This window comes from Mesoterricola silvestris (assembly GCF_030295405.1).
Taxonomy (GTDB): domain Bacteria; phylum Acidobacteriota; class Holophagae; order Holophagales; family Holophagaceae; genus Mesoterricola; species Mesoterricola silvestris.
On sequence record NZ_AP027080.1, the window covers coordinates 302,454 to 317,959 of the forward strand.

A 15,506-nucleotide genomic window follows, 5' to 3' on the forward strand; every position below is an offset into this window, starting at 1 on the left:
ATATGGTTTGGGAGGTGGCTTGAAAATTCTTCTAACGGGTGCCGCTGGCATGGTCGGCAAGAACTTGCTTGAGCACCCTGCTGCACGTTCTCACGCTTTCCTTACACCCCGCCAAGATGAACTGGATCTTCGCGACTACCCTGCTCTTCTTGCATACCTAAAAACCAATTTGCCCGATCTTGTGATCCACGCAGCGGGGAAGGTTGGGGGAATTCAGGCCAACATGGCGGATCCCGTCGGATTCCTCCTTGAGAACTTGGATATGGGGCGGAACCTGGTGTGGGGGGCGAGGAACGCCGGTATTCCCCGCTTGCTCAACCTGGGCAGCTCCTGTATGTATCCCCGCAATATCTCGGAGCCGCTTCGGGAGGAAATGGTCCTGAAGGGGGAATTGGAGCCAACGAATGAAGGGTACGCCCTGGCCAAGGTGACGACGGCCCGGCTTTGCGAGTACATCACAAGGGCTGAACCCAAATTTCAGTACAAGACGTTTATTCCTTGCAATTTATATGGCAGGCACGACAAATTCGATGCCTTTGCCGCCCACCTGATTCCCGCCGTCATCCGCAAAGTGGACGAAGCGGTCCGTACGGATGCAGAGGTGATCACGATTTGGGGGGACGGCACCGCGCGAAGGGAATTCATGTACGCTGGTGATATGGCTGATGCGCTCATTCAAGGTGTCGAGCGGTTTGATGCATTACCAGAAACGATGAACGTAGGCCTCGGAACGGATTGGTCCGTGAACGAATACTACGAAGCCGTCGCCGACGTGATGGGCTACAGGGGCAGGTTTGACCACGACCTGACAAAGCCTGTTGGAATGGCACGCAAGCTGGTCTCCACCGAGCGCCTGGAGGCTTGGGGCTGGAGGGCAGGCACAAGCCTTCGGGATGGTGTTCAGAAGACGGTGGATTTTTTCAAAAAGGAGTGGCAAGGATGAGCTTTCGCTTCCCTCTGGCAACGACGTCCTGGGGCACGGAGGAGATAGACGCGATGCACCGCGTCATCGATTCCGGAATGTACACAATGGGTCCGAACGTCAAGGCCTGCGAGAAGGCATTTGCCCAGGCGATGGGCAGCCGCTCTTGCGTAATGGTGAATTCTGGTTCTTCTGCGAACCTCTTGATGATTGCGGCACTGTTTTACACAAAGGACCCTTTGCTCAAATTAAAGGCGGGGGATGAGATCATTGTTCCCGCCGTTTCCTGGAGCACAACCTACTATCCACTTCATCAGTACGGCCTGAAGTTGAAATTTGTAGATATCGACCTTGAAACGCTGAATCTCGACCACTCGGCCCTTGAGAGGGCGCTCACGGACCGCACGCGGGCGATCCTTGCCGTCAATCTTTTGGGTAACCCCAATGATTTTAATAAAATACAGCAGCTTATCGCAGGACGGGATATCCTGTTGCTCGAAGACAACTGCGAGTCGATGGGAGCCCGATTCCAGGGCCGCATGGCGGGGACCTTCGGTCTGATGGGAACCTACAGCTCCTTCTTCAGTCATCACATCTCGACGATGGAGGGCGGGTTCGTGGTGACTGACAACGAGGAACTCGACCAAATTCTTCGCTGCCTACGGGCCCATGGCTGGACCCGGGATTTGCCTAAGTCCAACCTTGTCTGTGGGGACAAGGGAGAAGATCCCTTCGAAGAGTCCTATCGCTTTGTTCTGCCAGGCTATAACTTCCGGCCCCTGGAAATGGAGGGCGCTTTGGGCATCGAGCAGATTCGGCGCCTGCCTTCGATTGTTGCCGAGCGCCGCAAGAACGCGGCTCTCTTCCAGGCCAAGATGGAAAGCCATCCGGACCTCATGATTCAACGGGAAACCGGAGAGAGCAGCTGGTTCGGGTTCAGCCTCGTCATCCGCCCAGGGCGAGCCCTCACCCGAAAAGCACTGGTTAAAAGGCTTAACGAATTGGGCTTTGAATGCCGCCCCATTGTCGCCGGCAATTTCGCTAAGAATGAAGTGGTTAAATTCTTCAATGCGGAAGTGGCCAGTCCGCTTCGCAACGCCGAGCACATCGACCAGTTTGGGCTTTTCATTGGGAATCACCACTTCCCGATTGCGGAAGCGTTTGAGCAACTTGGTAGGGTCTAAGGCCCTACAGGGTCTGCCGGATTCTCTCTAGGTTTGCTTGGAAGTGAAAGGTGTTGAGGAAATTTGACCGGCAATTTGCCGAGAATTGGTCTTGGTTTTCTCGGATCTTGCTGGCGGCCTCCATGATGGCCATGGGGGAGGGGTCCTTCACGAAGATCCCTTCCTGGCCGTCGCGCATGAATTCGGGAAGCGAGCCAACAGGTGATGCTAAGCTTGGTGCGCCCAGCATTTGGGCCCGCGGTAGTACGCCGCTCTGGGTTGTGCGTTTATAGAGATTCCAGGTGCAGACGCTCTGAAGGTATAGATTGTTGATTTCCTCGTTGGTGAGCGGACGCCCGCACTGAACCCGGAGGCGGTTTCCGAGCTTTCGCAGAGCTCGTTTGAAGGCCGTTGAGGTCGGCGTCGGGGAACGTGAAGCGAGAAGGAAGGTAAGGGAGGAATCCTGGTCCGCCGCGAATTCCATGAAACGAACGAAGGCGTCAAAGGCATGCCCCGGGCAAATGGTGCCGATGTAGCTCACAAAGCGGCGCTCCGGTAGTTCCCCCTTGGGGCACTCATCCGTGAGTAGAAGCGGAATATACTCTACGTGGTGGTTGTACCGAACGTCGCCCTGGTGATAGAGTTCCATCGCCCGCTTTGATGAGAGAATGACCAGGTCCGACAGTTTGAGGAGGTCCACTGAGAACCTGTGGGCTAGGGTCAGCTTTAGGGTGGAGTAGGGACCTTCGGTTCGCAGATAGGTGGGAATGGATTCCCAAGGTTCATGATAGACGTAGGCCACTTTTAGGCCACAGCCCTTCATTCGCCGCGCCAAGGTGGCATTGTTCGGGGCCATGTTATAGAAGAGCGCTAGATCGAATGACCTCAGATCGATTGCGCCCGGACCCTCGGCCTCAAGGATCGGTGCTGTCTCGGCCAGTTCCTTGAAGAGTTTGTAAGACGGATGCAGCAGGAACGCTACGGAATGCCCCAATGCTTGATAACCCAGGGCATAGGCCATCAAGTGAGAGGCATGTGCGGGCGAGAAGTGGAGTGAGACGAGAAGTACCTTTGGCATAATCGCTTTCGTAACGGAGATGATTCCGCCTGGGGCGGCTCAGGGTTCCCGGTGGGGGAATCGTGCCTTCGCGTGGGATACGAAGTTTCGATTCGAGCGTTAAAGAACATCCTAGCATCAGAGGAACGCACCTGTACCGATGTTCGCCGTAACCAAAGCCCGCACGGCAGATCGAATGCCAGCTCGTCAATGCATCGATTGGTTTGCGGTTCGATTTACGCTGTCAATGCCGTAAAGTTGGGATTATTATTGTATATAGAGAAGCTCGGGGAGGGCATATGTACACAGATCCAGGCTCTGGTTCAATGATAATTCAGGTCCTTATTGCGGCAGCCGTAGGAGGAGCGATTACTCTTATTGCGAAAATCAAAACGCTCTTCCATCGGAAACAGGGGAAGGGTGAATGACTCATATCAAGGGAATGAGGGCTTCCTTTCGAGATCCTGCCGGGAAATTAATTCGGCACGATAATAAGATAATTAGGTGGATTGCTCCAGAATCAGAAGATGCCTTCCGTCTAATTGAATCTTCCAGTGAAATTAAAGGCTTTATTAGTCGAAATTCGATTATTCCATATGATCGAGTAGATGGCGATCTAAGTTTAAATTTTGCGGGGATTGGTAAGGGAGGAGTATGGGTTGAGCACCCGCGAATTGCATTTCCCACCTACCCGGAAGAGTGGACGTTCGGCATGTTAAAGGCTGCGGCGTCCCTCAGTTTGGAATTAGCGGACGCCATCCTGGCTGATGGATTAGAACTAAAAGACTGCACCCCCTACAACGTCCTATTCCGGGGGGCTGAACCTACTTTCGTTGATCTCCTCTCCTTCACTCCATTCACCGGAAGATCAGTATGGGGGGCCTATGGGCAGTGCCTCCGGACGTTCATGCTTCCGCTCTGGCTATGCAAGGATTTTGGCTTGCGTCTTGACCGACTCTTCCTGTGTGAAAGAGAAGGTATAAGCCCGGAGGAGGCAGGCCGTTTGGTGGGACTGGGTCGAAAACTCCTTCCACCCTACCTTTACTGGCTTGCAATTCCGGGGCTTCTTGCGAAATTCCTTCCGGCAATACGCGAATCCTCTCTGGAAGTAGAGGTCTCAAAACGCCTCCATCGGATGAGGATCCGATCTCTGGTACAGGCACTGAGTTCCTGCCGGAGGCATCAAGGCTCGTCCAACTGGACGGAATATACGGCCGATCGTAATTACGGCGATTCGGACCTCGCGGGCAAATTGGCTATGGTTTGCGCTGCGTTGGATGGGCTTGGCCCAAACGATGTTGTATTGGACGTCGGCGCGAATACGGGAGAATTTTCCGTGCTGGCCGCCCAGCGGGGGATGCAGGTGGTCTCCCTTGATTCCGACGAGCAATCTTTGGACCTCCTTTGGGAAAAGGCAAGGACCCATGGGTATAATATCCTTCCCCTTGTGATGAATATTGCTCGTCCAACGCCTGCCACAGGGTGGAAGGGTGAAGAACAAATTTCCTTCATGGACCGCGCCTCGGGGGCCTTTGACCTGATTTTGGCCTTGGCCGTAATCCATCATCTTCGATTCACAGAGGGGGTGCCGCTTGCCCTGCAGGTTGACCTATTCTCTACGCTCACCAAAGGACGGCTATTGGTGGAATGGGTGGGCACAAAAGATGAAAGAGTTGTGGAATTGATTAGGCGTTTTGGGTATCTCCCCGCAGATTATACTAAGGCCCAGTTCGAAGCCGCGCTGGAAGACAAATTTCAAGTGCTGAGTCATGAACAAGTCGGTCAGACAGACCGGTGGATATACTTATGCGAGAAACGCTAAAACGATACTGGAGACAGGCCCTTTCGGCCATGGTGCTGGGCCATTTGATTTTCTTGCACTCTTGGATTCTCCTTCTTGGACCTTCCCCGCGAGAATTTCTGATTGCTAGACCTCCCGGGGGTATTGCCTTTCTGGGTTTGTCCCTCAATATCTTGATCTCGACCATCGGCACCTTCCTCGTGCTGCGACGGGCGGAGGAAAATTCCAAGGCCTATGGTGCCCTGGCAATCGCTTTGGTATGCCTTGGCTGTCTCTCCTTGGCGCGAGCCGTCGTGCCTAGCCTTCCTGCGAGACTCGCTATATTGGCCTATTCAAAATGGAGGCCCTTTGCATTTGCAATTCCGGTGATCGCCCTTGTTTTGGCCATTGTGATCCAGGGCCTGGGAAACCTCCTCAGGGCTTGCGTAAGAGGCCTCCTGGTGCTTTCGCCGCTGGTGCCTGTTCTGTGGTTTCAGGCGTTCGAGTCCTTGACCAAAAGAATCCTGTTCCCGGTCACTCCATTCTCACCTGTGATCGAAGTTCAGCCCGTGCCAGAGGGAAAGGATGTCTGGATTCTAGTTTTCGATGAGCTTGATTACCGAATATGTTTTGAGACGCCTGGAACCCGGGGCCGTTACCCGGAGTTAAATACACTTCGTGACCAAGCGTTTTCCGCCGATCGGGCCTATCCGCCGGCCGGCGACACCATCATTTCCGTTCCTGCGATGATGAGAGGCGAGGTAATTGAAAATACTCAGCCGCTCAACGCCTCAACCCTCCTTTTCAAGGCTCCTGGGCGGTCTCTGCAAACCTGGGATCCGAGCGAGTCCCTCATTGGCGATTTACATGGTGCTGGCTACCGCATCGCCGTCGCAGGCTGGATGATCCCCTACAACCGCCTATTTAGCCGCTATGCGGAGGAATCAAAATTCCTGCTGTATTACCGTTACGGAATTTGGCAAGAATTGAATCAATCCCTGACAGGCTCCATGATGACTCAGGCGGTGGACCTCTACCCCTTTATCAAGGACGGACTTAATTCCTATCTGGCTTCCCCTGCCATTGAAAGTCGGCAGCAGCGCAAGACCGAGGAAGAGTTGGAATCCTTTGTAGACCATCTGGTCGAGGGGAGCCGATTAGACTTCTATTGGGTTCATTACCCTATCCCCCATGGTCCCGCGATCTCAGGTCCCAGCGGTAGCTACCTGGAGAACATTGGGTACATGGATCAGGCGCTGGGAAGATTCCGGAAGGCGATGTCGGCTAAAGGGCGGTGGGATTCTTCCACGGTCATTCTTATCGCGGACCATTGGTTGCGTAAGAACTCGGACCCTACCCTGAAGTTGTTCCAGTTGGGTCTTGCGGGGCGTTGGGACAAGGTCGACCACAGGATTCCATTCATTGTGAAGTTCCCTGGGAGCAAAGTGGCGATGAGGTACAGCCACCCTTTCAACCTGACCCTGCTCCGCAAGCTGATCCCGGAAATGATGGGCGGAAAAGTCCGAACACCGAGTCAGCTTGCGGAGTGGATTGAGACCCAAAAAGGATTTGGGGAAAGCCCGGTGACTTCCACCTTGCCTTAATGGCCTTCGTTATTCCGAAGCGAGAAGGGCCTTTCTGGAGAGCTTGATCTTGCCGTTGGCATCCACCGCGATGCACTTGACCATGATCTCCTGGCCCTCGCTGACCTCGTCCGCGGGGTTCTTGACCCGATGGGGGGCCATCTCGGAGACGTGGAGCAGGCCGTCCAGGCCCGGGAGGATGGTGACGAACGCACCGAACTCCACCACCTTGGCCACCCGGCCCAGGTAGGTCTGGCCCACCTCGGCGGTCTGGATGAGGTCACCGATCATCTTGAGCGCCACGGCCAGCTTCTCCTTGGTGGGGCCGGCGACCTGGCAGGAGCCGTCGTCGTCGATGTTCACCTGGCAGCCGCTCACTTCGATGATGTTGCGGATGACGGCGCCGCCCTTGCCGATGACGTCGCGGATCTTCTCCTTGGGGAGCTGGAGGGTGTGCATCTGGGGGGCGTTCCCGGCGTATTCGGTGCGGGGGGCGGCGAGCACGGTGCCCATGGACTCCAGGAGCTCCAGGCGGCCCTTCTTGGCCTGGTCCAGGGCCTTGGTGAGGATCTCGGTGGTGATGCCGCCGATCTTGATGTCCATCTGGAGGGCGGTGATGCCCTTGGTGGTGCCGGCGACCTTGAAGTCCATGTCGCCGTAGTGGTCTTCCTGGCCGGCGATGTCGGTGAGGACGACGAACTTCTCACCGTCGCTCACCAGGCCCATGGCCACGCCGGCCACGGGGGAGGAGAGCTTGATGCCGGCGTCCATGAGCGCAAGGGTGCCGCCGCAGATGGTGGCCATGGAACTGGAGCCGTTGCTTTCGGTGATCTCGGAGACCACGCGCAGGGTGTAGGGGTTCTCCTCCTTGGAGGGGAGCACCTGGAAGATGGAGCGCTCGGCCAGCATGCCGTGGCCGATCTCGCGGCGGCCGGGGCCACGGTTGGGCTTGCACTCGCCCACGGAGTAGCCGGGGAAGTTGTAGTGGAGGTAGAAGCGCTTGTCGTACTCGTCCTCGATGCCATCGATGTGCTGGATGTCATCGGCGGTGCCCAGGGTGGCCGTGACCAGGGCCTGGGTCTCGCCGCGGGTGAAGAGGCAGGAACCGTGGGCCGCGGGCAGGACGCCCACCTCGATGTTCAGGGGACGGATCTGGTCGAACTTGCGGCCGTCGAGGCGCGCGCCCTGCTTGAGGATGGCGTTGCGGAAGAGGGTCTCCTTCAGCGTGTCGAAGCTCTCGACGACATCCTTCTTGAGCTCGGGCTTGTCCTTGGTGAGCTCGGCCACGGCCTCCTTCTTCAGGGCGTCGATGGCCTTGTAGCTCTCGATCTTGACCTTCATGGTCAGGGCGGCCAGCAGCTTCTCGGCGTACTTGGAGGCCACGAGCTTGTAGATCTCCTCGTTGCGCTCGGGCTTGACGGCGACCATCTTGGTCTTGCCGACCTTGGCGCGGAGCTCCTTCTGGAGCTTGACGAGGGTCTTGATGTTGGCGTGGCCGAACTCCAGGGCCTTGACCATCTCGGCTTCCTGGAACTCGCTGGCGCCGCACTCGACCATCACCAGGGCGTCCTCGGTGCCGGCGACCAGGAGATCCAGGTCGGAATCGGGGCGCTGGCTGACGGTGGGGTTGATGACGAACTTGCCGTCGACACGGCCCACGCGCACGCCGCCCACGGGGTTGTTGAAGGGGATCTCGGAGATGATCAGGGCCGCGGAGGCGCCGACCATGGCCAGGACGTCGGGCTGGTGGTCGCCGTCGAAGCTGATGACCTGGGCGGTGATGACGGTGTCGCCGTTGTAGCCTTCCTCGAAGAGGGGGCGCAGGGGGCGGTCGATGAGGCGGGAGACCAGGGTTTCCTTGGTGGTCTGCTTGCCTTCGCGCTTGAAGAAGCCGCCGGGGATCTTGCCGGCGGAGAACACGGGCTCGCGGTAGTCCACGGTCAGGGGGAAGAAGTCGATGCCTTCCCGGGGTTCCGCGACGCATACAGCCACGAGGACCATGGTGTCGCCCTGGCGGACGATGACGGAACCGGCAGCCTGCTTGGCGATGCGGCCGGTCTCGATGCTGATGGGGGTCCCGCCCAGGTCGATGCTGACGGTGGTGGGGTTGAATTTAAGGGCGTTCATGGATTCTCCTGGGACCTCGGTCCCGAAGTGGCTCCCTGATTGCGATCCCTCCATGAAACCCTCCGCCGGAACGTATGGGAGGAGGTGGGCTTCCTGCAGAGGTCGCTGCCGACGGGAGCGAACGGATCGGCACGTCAATCCTATCACATTGGGAAATAAGAGGCCCGTCTTCCCTGCCCCCGGGGAGGGTCAGGGCAGGTACCAGGCCACCGTCCTGCGGAGGCCTTCCCGGAAGTCCACCTGGGGCTCCCAGCCGAGCTCGGTCCGGATCCGGGTGGAGTCGATGGCGTAGCGGCGATCGTGGCCGGGGCGGTCCCGCACGAAGGTCAGCAGCCGGTGTCCGGTTCCCTGGGGCCTGCCCAGCCGGCTGTCCACCGCCTCGCACAGCTGGTTGAGGAGCTCCAGGTTCCTCCATTCGTTCCGGCCGCCCACGCAGTAGGTCCGTCCCGGGATGCCCCGGAGGGCCGCGGCTTCCAGGGCGGCGCAATGGTCCTCCACGTAGAGCCAGTCGCGGACCTGCTGGCCATCGCCGTACACGGGCACGGGTTCCCCCTTGGCGAGGCGGTCGATGGCCAGGGGGATGAGCTTTTCGCGGTGCTGCCGGGGGCCATAGTTGTTCGAGCAGTTGGTCGTGATGGCCGGGAATCCGTAGGTGTGGTGGTAGGCCCGGACCAGATGGTCGCTCCCGGCCTTGGTGGCGCTGTAGGGGCTGTTGGGGGCGTAGGGGGTCGTTTCCGAGAAGGCGCCGGTCTCTCCCAGCGCGCCGTATACCTCATCGGTGGACACGTGGACGAAGCGGCACCCGGTATCCCCGGCCCAGACCTGGCGGGCCGCCTCGAGCAGCGAGAAGGTGCCGAGGAGGTTGGTCGCCACGAAGGCGGCTGGACCCGTGATGCTGTTGTCCACATGGCTTTCCGCGGCCAGATGGAAGAGGAGCCGTACCTGGCGGCGGTCCAGGAGTTCCACCACCCGTTCCCGGTCCTGGATATCGGCCCGGATCAGTTCGACCCGGGGGAGACCTTCGATCTGGGAGGGGTCGGCGGCATAGGTCACCTTGTCCACCACCAGAATGTTGTCCTCCGGATGGGCGCGGTGCCAGCGATGGACCAGGTTCGAGCCGATGAAGCCGGCGCCCCCGGTGACCAGGATGGTGCTCATGGCCTTTCCCCTTTCCGGACGGAGGCCACCTGGGCCAGCGCCTCCTGCCAGGGGGGCATGAGGTCCCGGCCCAGGAGGCGGCGCTTGTCCCCGCACAAAACCGAATAGGCTGGGCGGCGGGCAGCAGTCTTGAATTCAGCGGTCAGGCATGGCCGCAGGTCGGCCTCCACGCCCATCTGTCGGAAAATTTCCACGGCGAACCCGTGCCAGGTGGTTTCGCCCTGGCAGGTCATGTGCACGAGGCCCTGCCATCCCCCGGTCAGGGCCGCCTCCAACTGGAGGGCCAGGGCCCCGCAGCTGGTGGGTGCGCCGCGCTGGTCGTCCACCACCCGGATGGGTTCGCCCCGGGCGGCCTTGTCCAGCATGGTGGTGAAGAAGTTGCGCCCCTGGTGGTCGTACAGCCAGGAGGTCCTGGCGATGAGATGGCGGGGGGCAAGCCGAGCCATGGCCTCCCCAAGCAGCTTGGACCTGCCGTAGGCCGAAAGGGGCGAGGCAGGGTCCTCTTCCCGGTAGGGCCGGGCGCCTTGGCCGTCGAAGACGTAATCCGTGGAGATTTGCACCAGGACGGTCCCCTGGGCCGCGCAGGCCTCCGCGAGCCAGCCGACGGCCGTGCCATTGACGAGGGTGGCCCGCTCCTCCTCCGCCTCGCATCGATCCACCTGGGTGAAGGCACCCAGGTTCAACACGGCGTCCGGCCGGAAGGTGGCCATGGCCGCCCGGATGGAGTCGCGGTCCGCAAGATCCAGGCTCGTCTCATCGGGTCCCAGGAGCTCGTGGGCCTGCCAGGTCCGGAGCACCGCCTGGGCGAGCTGCCCCGATGCGCCCGTCAGGAGGACCTTCATGGAGCGGCGTTCCGGCGGGCCGCTTCGTCCAGGACGAAGGGATTGGCCGGATCCGCCTCGTGGCGGATCTCATCCACGGGAAAGGTCCTGCCCGGACCCTTGAAAAGCCGGTTGGGGCTGTTCAGGACAAGCCCTGGCTCCTCGCTCGTGCACCGGTAGCAGTGGACGACGCCCCGGGGAACCAGGAGGGAGCCGGGATTGCCGGCACCCAAGGTCAGTTCCATGCGGTTGAGGTAGGTGGGGCTGTCGGGCCGGTTGTCCCAGAGCGTGACCAGGAATTCGCCGGGTCCCATCCAGGAGAACAAATCCGCCTGGTCCGCATGCTCGTGGGGGCCCCGCAGGACGCCGGGGAGGGTGACGCTCACGTAGCACATGGCCGGGTGGTAGTCTGCTTCCAACTGGTCATGGCGGAACACCTCAGCCAGCCAGCCTCGCTCGTCCGCGAATTTCCGGATAGGGGTGACGATCACCCCCTGGATGGGCCCATCCCTGAATTCCAGCATCAGTCCTCCCGCGGGATATCGGGGAAGGGCATGGGCTCCTGGGTCGCCAGTTCTCCCGCCCTGGCCAGGCTGGGAAAGGTGCCGGCATCCGACCACCAGCCCCTCAGCATGCCGAAACTCAATTTCCCTCTTTGAAGATAGGCATTATTGACATCCGTGATCTCCAGTTCGCCGCGGCGGGAAGGGCGGATGGTGCGAATGATATCGAAGACGTCCCGGTCATAGAAATAGATGCCGGTCACCGCGAGATCGGACTTGGCCTCCGTGGGTTTCTCCTGGATATCGATCACCCTGTCCCCGGCCACCTGGGCGACGCCGAACCGGTGCGGGTCGGGCACGGCCTTCAAAAGGATCCGGGCGCCCCCGCCCTGGGCTGCGTAGGCCTGGACCTGGGGACCCAGCTCCTCCTGGAACAGGTTGTCGCCAAGGATGACGCACATTTCCTCTCCGCCGGCGAAGTTCTCGCCCAGGGATAGGGCCTGGGCGATGCCTCCCGCCTCGTCCTGGACCTTGTAGGAGAACCTGCACCCGAAATCCTTGCCGCTGCCAAGGCAGCGCACGACATCGCCCATGTGCTCGGTGCCGGTGACGATCAGGATCTCCTCGATCCCCGCCTGCTTCATCTTCCAGGCCGGATGCCAGATCATGGGCGCGTTGCCCACCGGGAGGAGATGCTTGTTGGTCACTTTGGTCAAGGGGAAGAGGCGGGATCCCTTTCCGCCAGCGAGGATGACTCCCTTCAGTCTCATTGGTTCTCCCTGCGCGGATGGAATGGGATGGCCTCATCACCTTATCACAGGAAAAATAAGGGGCGTCCGTTGCACAGCGCGGCCCCCCGCGGGGGCCGGGTGGCGATTTTCTCAAGTATTTTTCGGTTCCCAATCTTGCGCGAACTGTAGGATTACCATACTTTCCACGAAGAACCACGGAGGTATGCATGATCATCCGGGCGGAGTGGCCGGGCTATGTCATGGGGGTGCTCGTCGCCCCCGGCCAGGAGGTGGAGGAGGATGAGTCTCTTATGCTCCTGGAGGGAACCGACTCCGGCCACACGCCCTTCTACGTGAGTGCGCCCGAGTCCGGCAAGATCAAGCGCATTCTCCTCGAGGAGGGGGATTTCGCAGAGGAGGATGACGAGCTGGTGGAGCTCGCCGACATGGACTGAGGCGCGGGGCGTTTCCGGGGTTCCGATCCTGTAAGATGGGAAGGTTCCTGGAGCCGCCCATGACCCTGTTGATCAAGAATGCGCGCCTTGTCGATCCCTCCCAGAAGTGGGATGGTCCTGCCTCCCTCCTGGTGGTGGACGGCCAGGTCGCGGCGGTGGGCGAGAACCTGGTGGACCCCCGGATCGAGGGAGCCGAGATCGTCGACGCTGGGGGCCGGCTGCTGGTTCCGGGCCTCGTGGACCTGCACGTGCATTTCCGGGAACCTGGGCAGACCGCCAAGGAGAACATCGAAACCGGCTGCAGGGCGGCGGTGGCCGGCGGGTTCACCGCGGTGTGCGCCATGGCCAACACCAAGCCGGTGAACGACTCGGTGGCCATCACGGAGATGATGCTGACCCGTGCCCGGAAGGCCGGCCTGTGCCGCTACTTCCCGCTGGGCACCGTCACGAAGGGCGCCGCGGGCGAGGAGCTCACGGACTACGGCACCCTCAAGGCGTCCGGGTGCATCGCCTTCAGCGATGACGGCCTGCCGGTGATGAACGCGGCCATCATGCGCCGGGCCCTGGAATACACGGGCTGGCTGGACATGCCCATCGTCGCCCACGAGGAGGACACGAACCTCGCCGCCAAGGGCTACATCAACGAGGGCGCGGTGAGTGCCTACCTCGGCTGCCTGGGCATCCCGGCCGCCGCCGAGGAGGCCATGGTCGCGCGGGACATCGTCCTCGCCGAGCACACCGGAGGCCACGTGCACCTGGCCCACCTGAGCACCAAGGGTTCCCTGCGCCTGGTGCGCGAGGCCAAGGCCCGGGGCCTGAAGGTCACCTGCGAGGTGACGCCCCATCATTTCGCGCTGACGGACCGGGAACTGGTGAAGTTCGATTCGGACTTCAAGATGAACCCGCCCCTGCGCAGCCAGGCCGACCTCGACGCCATCCTGGAGGCCCTCGCGGACGGCACGGTGGACGCCATCGCCACGGACCATGCGCCGCACACCTGGGACGACAAGGAGTGCGAACTGCGCGACGCGTCCTTCGGCATCATCGGATTGGAGACCGCGTTGCCGCTCACGCTGGAGCTGCTGGTGGACAAGAAGGTCATCACGCTCTCGCGCGCGGTGGAGTTGCTTTCCGGCGGCCCCGCCCGGGTCTTCCACCTGGACCGCCAGGGGCTCGGAAGCCTCAAGCCGGGTTCGGCGGCGGATTTCACGCTCGTGGACCTGGAGGCCAGGGTCACCGTGGACCGCGCCTTCGTGCAGAGCCGGAGCTTCAATACGCCCTTCAAGGGATGGCAGCTACCCGGCAAGGTGGTGGCGACCTGGGTCGGGGGTGCGAAGGTGTGGGGCTAGCGCGCTTCTGGGCGCCGTCGCGGGGCCTTCTATTACGTAGACAGGCTCCTAGCGGGCGCCCTGTCCGAACAGCACCACCTTGACCGTCTGGAAGACGATGAAGAACCACATCCCGAGGCTCCGGTTCTCGATGAACTTCAGGTCGAAGGAGAGCTTGATCCGGGTTCCATCCAGGGAGTCCACATATCCCTGCGTCACCTGGGCGAGGCCCGTGATTCCGGGCTTGACCTGGAAACGTTCCTCGTAGTGCGGGATTTCCTTGAGGAAGCATTCGACGAACGTGGGCTGCTCGGGACGGGGGCCGACCAGGGCCATGTGGCCCGCGAGCACGTTCCAGAACTGCGGTAGTTCGTCGATCCGGGTCTGACGCAGGAACCGGCCACCGGGGAGGATCCGGTCGTCCTCGTGGGCGCAGAAGCGGGCATGCCCGTGGTGGTCGTGGTGCATGGAGCGGATCTTGAAGATGCGGTAAGGCTTGCCATTCCGGCCAATTCGTATTTGCGAAAAGATGGGATTGCCCCGGTCCACGATCATCACGTAGACCATGCTGACCAGGAGGATCGGCAGGGTGACAAAGAAGAGGAACAGGGTGGCAACCCAGTCGATCCCATAGATCAGGTCCAGACCCTCGCCAATACGGGCCTCGTCGGAATCCACGTCCCTGGGCGGAACGCCCATGCGGGGGAATTCAAGCGTCAGGGCTGATTTTTGTTCCTCTGGTGGGGTCATTGGGACACTCTGATGTGTTTCTGTGGGCGAGGTGCGGCGGGCGCCAAACTTGAAAACCAATCCGTCGTCTCTTGGAGACCATGCCCAAGCCGAGTGACAGGTTCCCAGTCTATTACCTTTTTCGCCAAGGTCGAGTCGAGAACAGAGCGAAATTGCTCTCCATGTATTGCCGGGGCATGGGAAATTCCAGGTGGAACGGCGAAACGTTCCTGGAGGATGTGAGCCAACTGGGCGATGGATGTCTCAATCCCGGTTCCCAGGTTGAGAACGCCCTGGGGCTGATGCCTGAGGATGAGACGGGCCGCACGGGCAAGATCCTTGACATACACGAAATCACGGGTCTGCTCACCCTTGCCGTTGACTCGGAGGGGCTGGCCCTTGAGGCCCTGGCCGATCATCAACGCGACGACGCCGGCTTCACCCTTGCCGTTCTGGCGGGGGCCGTAAACGTTGGAGAAGCGCATCGAACAGGATTTGAGGCCCCTGTAGTGGTGAAACGATGCCAGGTATTTATCAATACTTAGCTTAGCGACGCCATAAGGAGAACAGGGGCGTTCGGGGTGGGTTTCGTCCTGGGGGCCCGATTGGGGCTCGCCATAGATGGCTCCTCCGGAGGAGGCAAAGGCGAAATAGGCCAAGCCGTTGTTAAGCCCCAGTTCCAGAAGCCGGAGGGAATTGATGATGTTCAGTTGGGCGTCCAACACGGGATCCGCGGCGCTCTTCCGAACGTCGATCTGGGCCGCATAATGAAAGATGGCTTCAGGCCGGAAGGCGCGCAGGGTTTCAGCGGCGCGCGCCGAATCGATGCTTGTGCATTCAAACCTGGCTTTGGGGTTGAGATTGGCATCGGATCCCGACGAAAGATCGTCAATGACCAGAACCTCGTAACCATCCTGGATAAAAGCATCGACAGCATGGCTTCCGATGAAGCCAGCACCGCCGGTGACGAGAATTCGTTTCAAGGAGGGTCCCTCGCTTAACGATGGCGTTCCAAGCCACGGCGGTCAAAAACGGCCGACGCTGGTTGGGTCGCGAGAAAATATTGATTATTCGTTAGAGTCGCTGCGTGACTCTATTTCGATTTCATCATACCGCACTTGGCCTCACGGATGAACGCATGAGAAGCGT

The 15,506-nt window shown here is 60.3% G+C and carries 14 protein-coding genes; 6 read left to right on the forward strand and 8 right to left on the reverse strand.

The genetic code is table 11. The features are described from left to right. Positions 1-19: 19 nt before the first annotated feature. Positions 20-943: a GDP-L-fucose synthase family protein gene (locus R2J76_RS01295; RefSeq protein WP_316413970.1), complete on the forward strand. Its 924-nt coding sequence runs from the start codon at positions 20-22 to the stop codon at positions 941-943. Then, entirely contained in the window at positions 940-2,106 is a 1,167-nt protein-coding gene (locus R2J76_RS01300) for a DegT/DnrJ/EryC1/StrS family aminotransferase (protein ID WP_316413971.1), read from the forward strand. Before R2J76_RS01295 ends, R2J76_RS01300 begins: the two co-directional genes overlap by 4 nt. Before the next feature lie 4 nt (positions 2,107-2,110). Here R2J76_RS01300 and R2J76_RS01305 read toward each other — a convergent pair whose 3' ends face one another. Continuing rightward, a complete protein-coding gene (locus tag R2J76_RS01305; protein ID WP_316413972.1) occupies positions 2,111-3,106 on the reverse strand; it encodes a glycosyltransferase in 996 nt (331 codons plus the stop codon). A gap of 460 nt (positions 3,107-3,566) precedes the next feature. Here R2J76_RS01305 and R2J76_RS01310 point away from each other — a divergent pair, with 460 nt between their 5' ends. Continuing rightward, the gene (locus R2J76_RS01310) at positions 3,567-4,964 is read left to right on the forward strand and encodes a class I SAM-dependent methyltransferase (RefSeq protein ID WP_316413973.1); all 1,398 of its coding nucleotides are present in this window, start codon (positions 3,567-3,569) and stop codon (positions 4,962-4,964) included. Further along, positions 4,949-6,526 carry a sulfatase-like hydrolase/transferase gene (locus tag R2J76_RS01315; RefSeq protein WP_316413974.1) on the forward strand — a complete coding sequence of 526 codons (1,578 nt, stop codon included), beginning with the start codon at positions 4,949-4,951 and terminating at the stop codon, positions 6,524-6,526. Before R2J76_RS01310 ends, R2J76_RS01315 begins: the two co-directional genes overlap by 16 nt. Before the next feature lie 9 nt (positions 6,527-6,535). Here the strand turns inward: R2J76_RS01315 and pnp are convergent, their stop codons facing one another. From pnp to R2J76_RS01340, 5 genes are all read right to left on the reverse strand, one after another. After that, the gene (gene pnp / locus R2J76_RS01320; protein WP_316413975.1) at positions 6,536-8,632 is read right to left on the reverse strand and encodes a polyribonucleotide nucleotidyltransferase; all 2,097 of its coding nucleotides are present in this window, start codon (positions 8,630-8,632) and stop codon (positions 6,536-6,538) included. A 189-nt stretch (positions 8,633-8,821) separates the two neighbouring features. Further along, positions 8,822-9,790: a dTDP-glucose 4,6-dehydratase gene (gene rfbB / locus R2J76_RS01325; protein WP_316413976.1), complete on the reverse strand. Its 969-nt coding sequence runs from the start codon at positions 9,788-9,790 to the stop codon at positions 8,822-8,824. Beyond that, on the reverse strand, positions 9,787-10,632 hold the full coding sequence (gene rfbD / locus R2J76_RS01330; protein ID WP_316413977.1) for a dTDP-4-dehydrorhamnose reductase: 846 nt from the start codon (positions 10,630-10,632) through the stop codon (positions 9,787-9,789). Before rfbD ends, rfbB begins: the two co-directional genes overlap by 4 nt. Next, complete coding sequence (locus R2J76_RS01335) at positions 10,629-11,135, reverse strand: dTDP-4-dehydrorhamnose 3,5-epimerase family protein (protein ID WP_316413978.1); 507 nt, start codon at positions 11,133-11,135, stop codon at positions 10,629-10,631. The genes rfbD and R2J76_RS01335 overlap by 4 nt, the downstream gene beginning before the upstream one ends. Then, positions 11,135-11,878: a sugar phosphate nucleotidyltransferase gene (locus tag R2J76_RS01340; RefSeq protein ID WP_394366814.1), complete on the reverse strand. Its 744-nt coding sequence runs from the start codon at positions 11,876-11,878 to the stop codon at positions 11,135-11,137. The genes R2J76_RS01335 and R2J76_RS01340 overlap by 1 nt, the downstream gene beginning before the upstream one ends. A gap of 194 nt (positions 11,879-12,072) precedes the next feature. Here R2J76_RS01340 and R2J76_RS01345 point away from each other — a divergent pair, with 194 nt between their 5' ends. Continuing rightward, entirely contained in the window at positions 12,073-12,300 is a 228-nt protein-coding gene (locus tag R2J76_RS01345; RefSeq protein WP_316413980.1) for an acetyl-CoA carboxylase biotin carboxyl carrier protein subunit, read from the forward strand. Positions 12,301-12,359: 59 nt separating this feature from the next. Next, positions 12,360-13,649, forward strand: coding sequence for a dihydroorotase (locus tag R2J76_RS01350; RefSeq protein ID WP_316413981.1), 1,290 nt, complete (start codon positions 12,360-12,362; stop codon positions 13,647-13,649). Positions 13,650-13,697: 48 nt separating this feature from the next. Here the strand turns inward: R2J76_RS01350 and R2J76_RS01355 are convergent, their stop codons facing one another. Continuing rightward, a complete protein-coding gene (locus tag R2J76_RS01355) occupies positions 13,698-14,327 on the reverse strand; it encodes a sugar transferase (RefSeq protein ID WP_316413982.1) in 630 nt (209 codons plus the stop codon). Between the two features lie 47 nt (positions 14,328-14,374). Continuing rightward, positions 14,375-15,340, reverse strand: coding sequence for an NAD-dependent epimerase/dehydratase family protein (locus R2J76_RS01360; RefSeq protein WP_316413983.1), 966 nt, complete (start codon positions 15,338-15,340; stop codon positions 14,375-14,377). Positions 15,341-15,506: the final 166 nt, after the last annotated feature.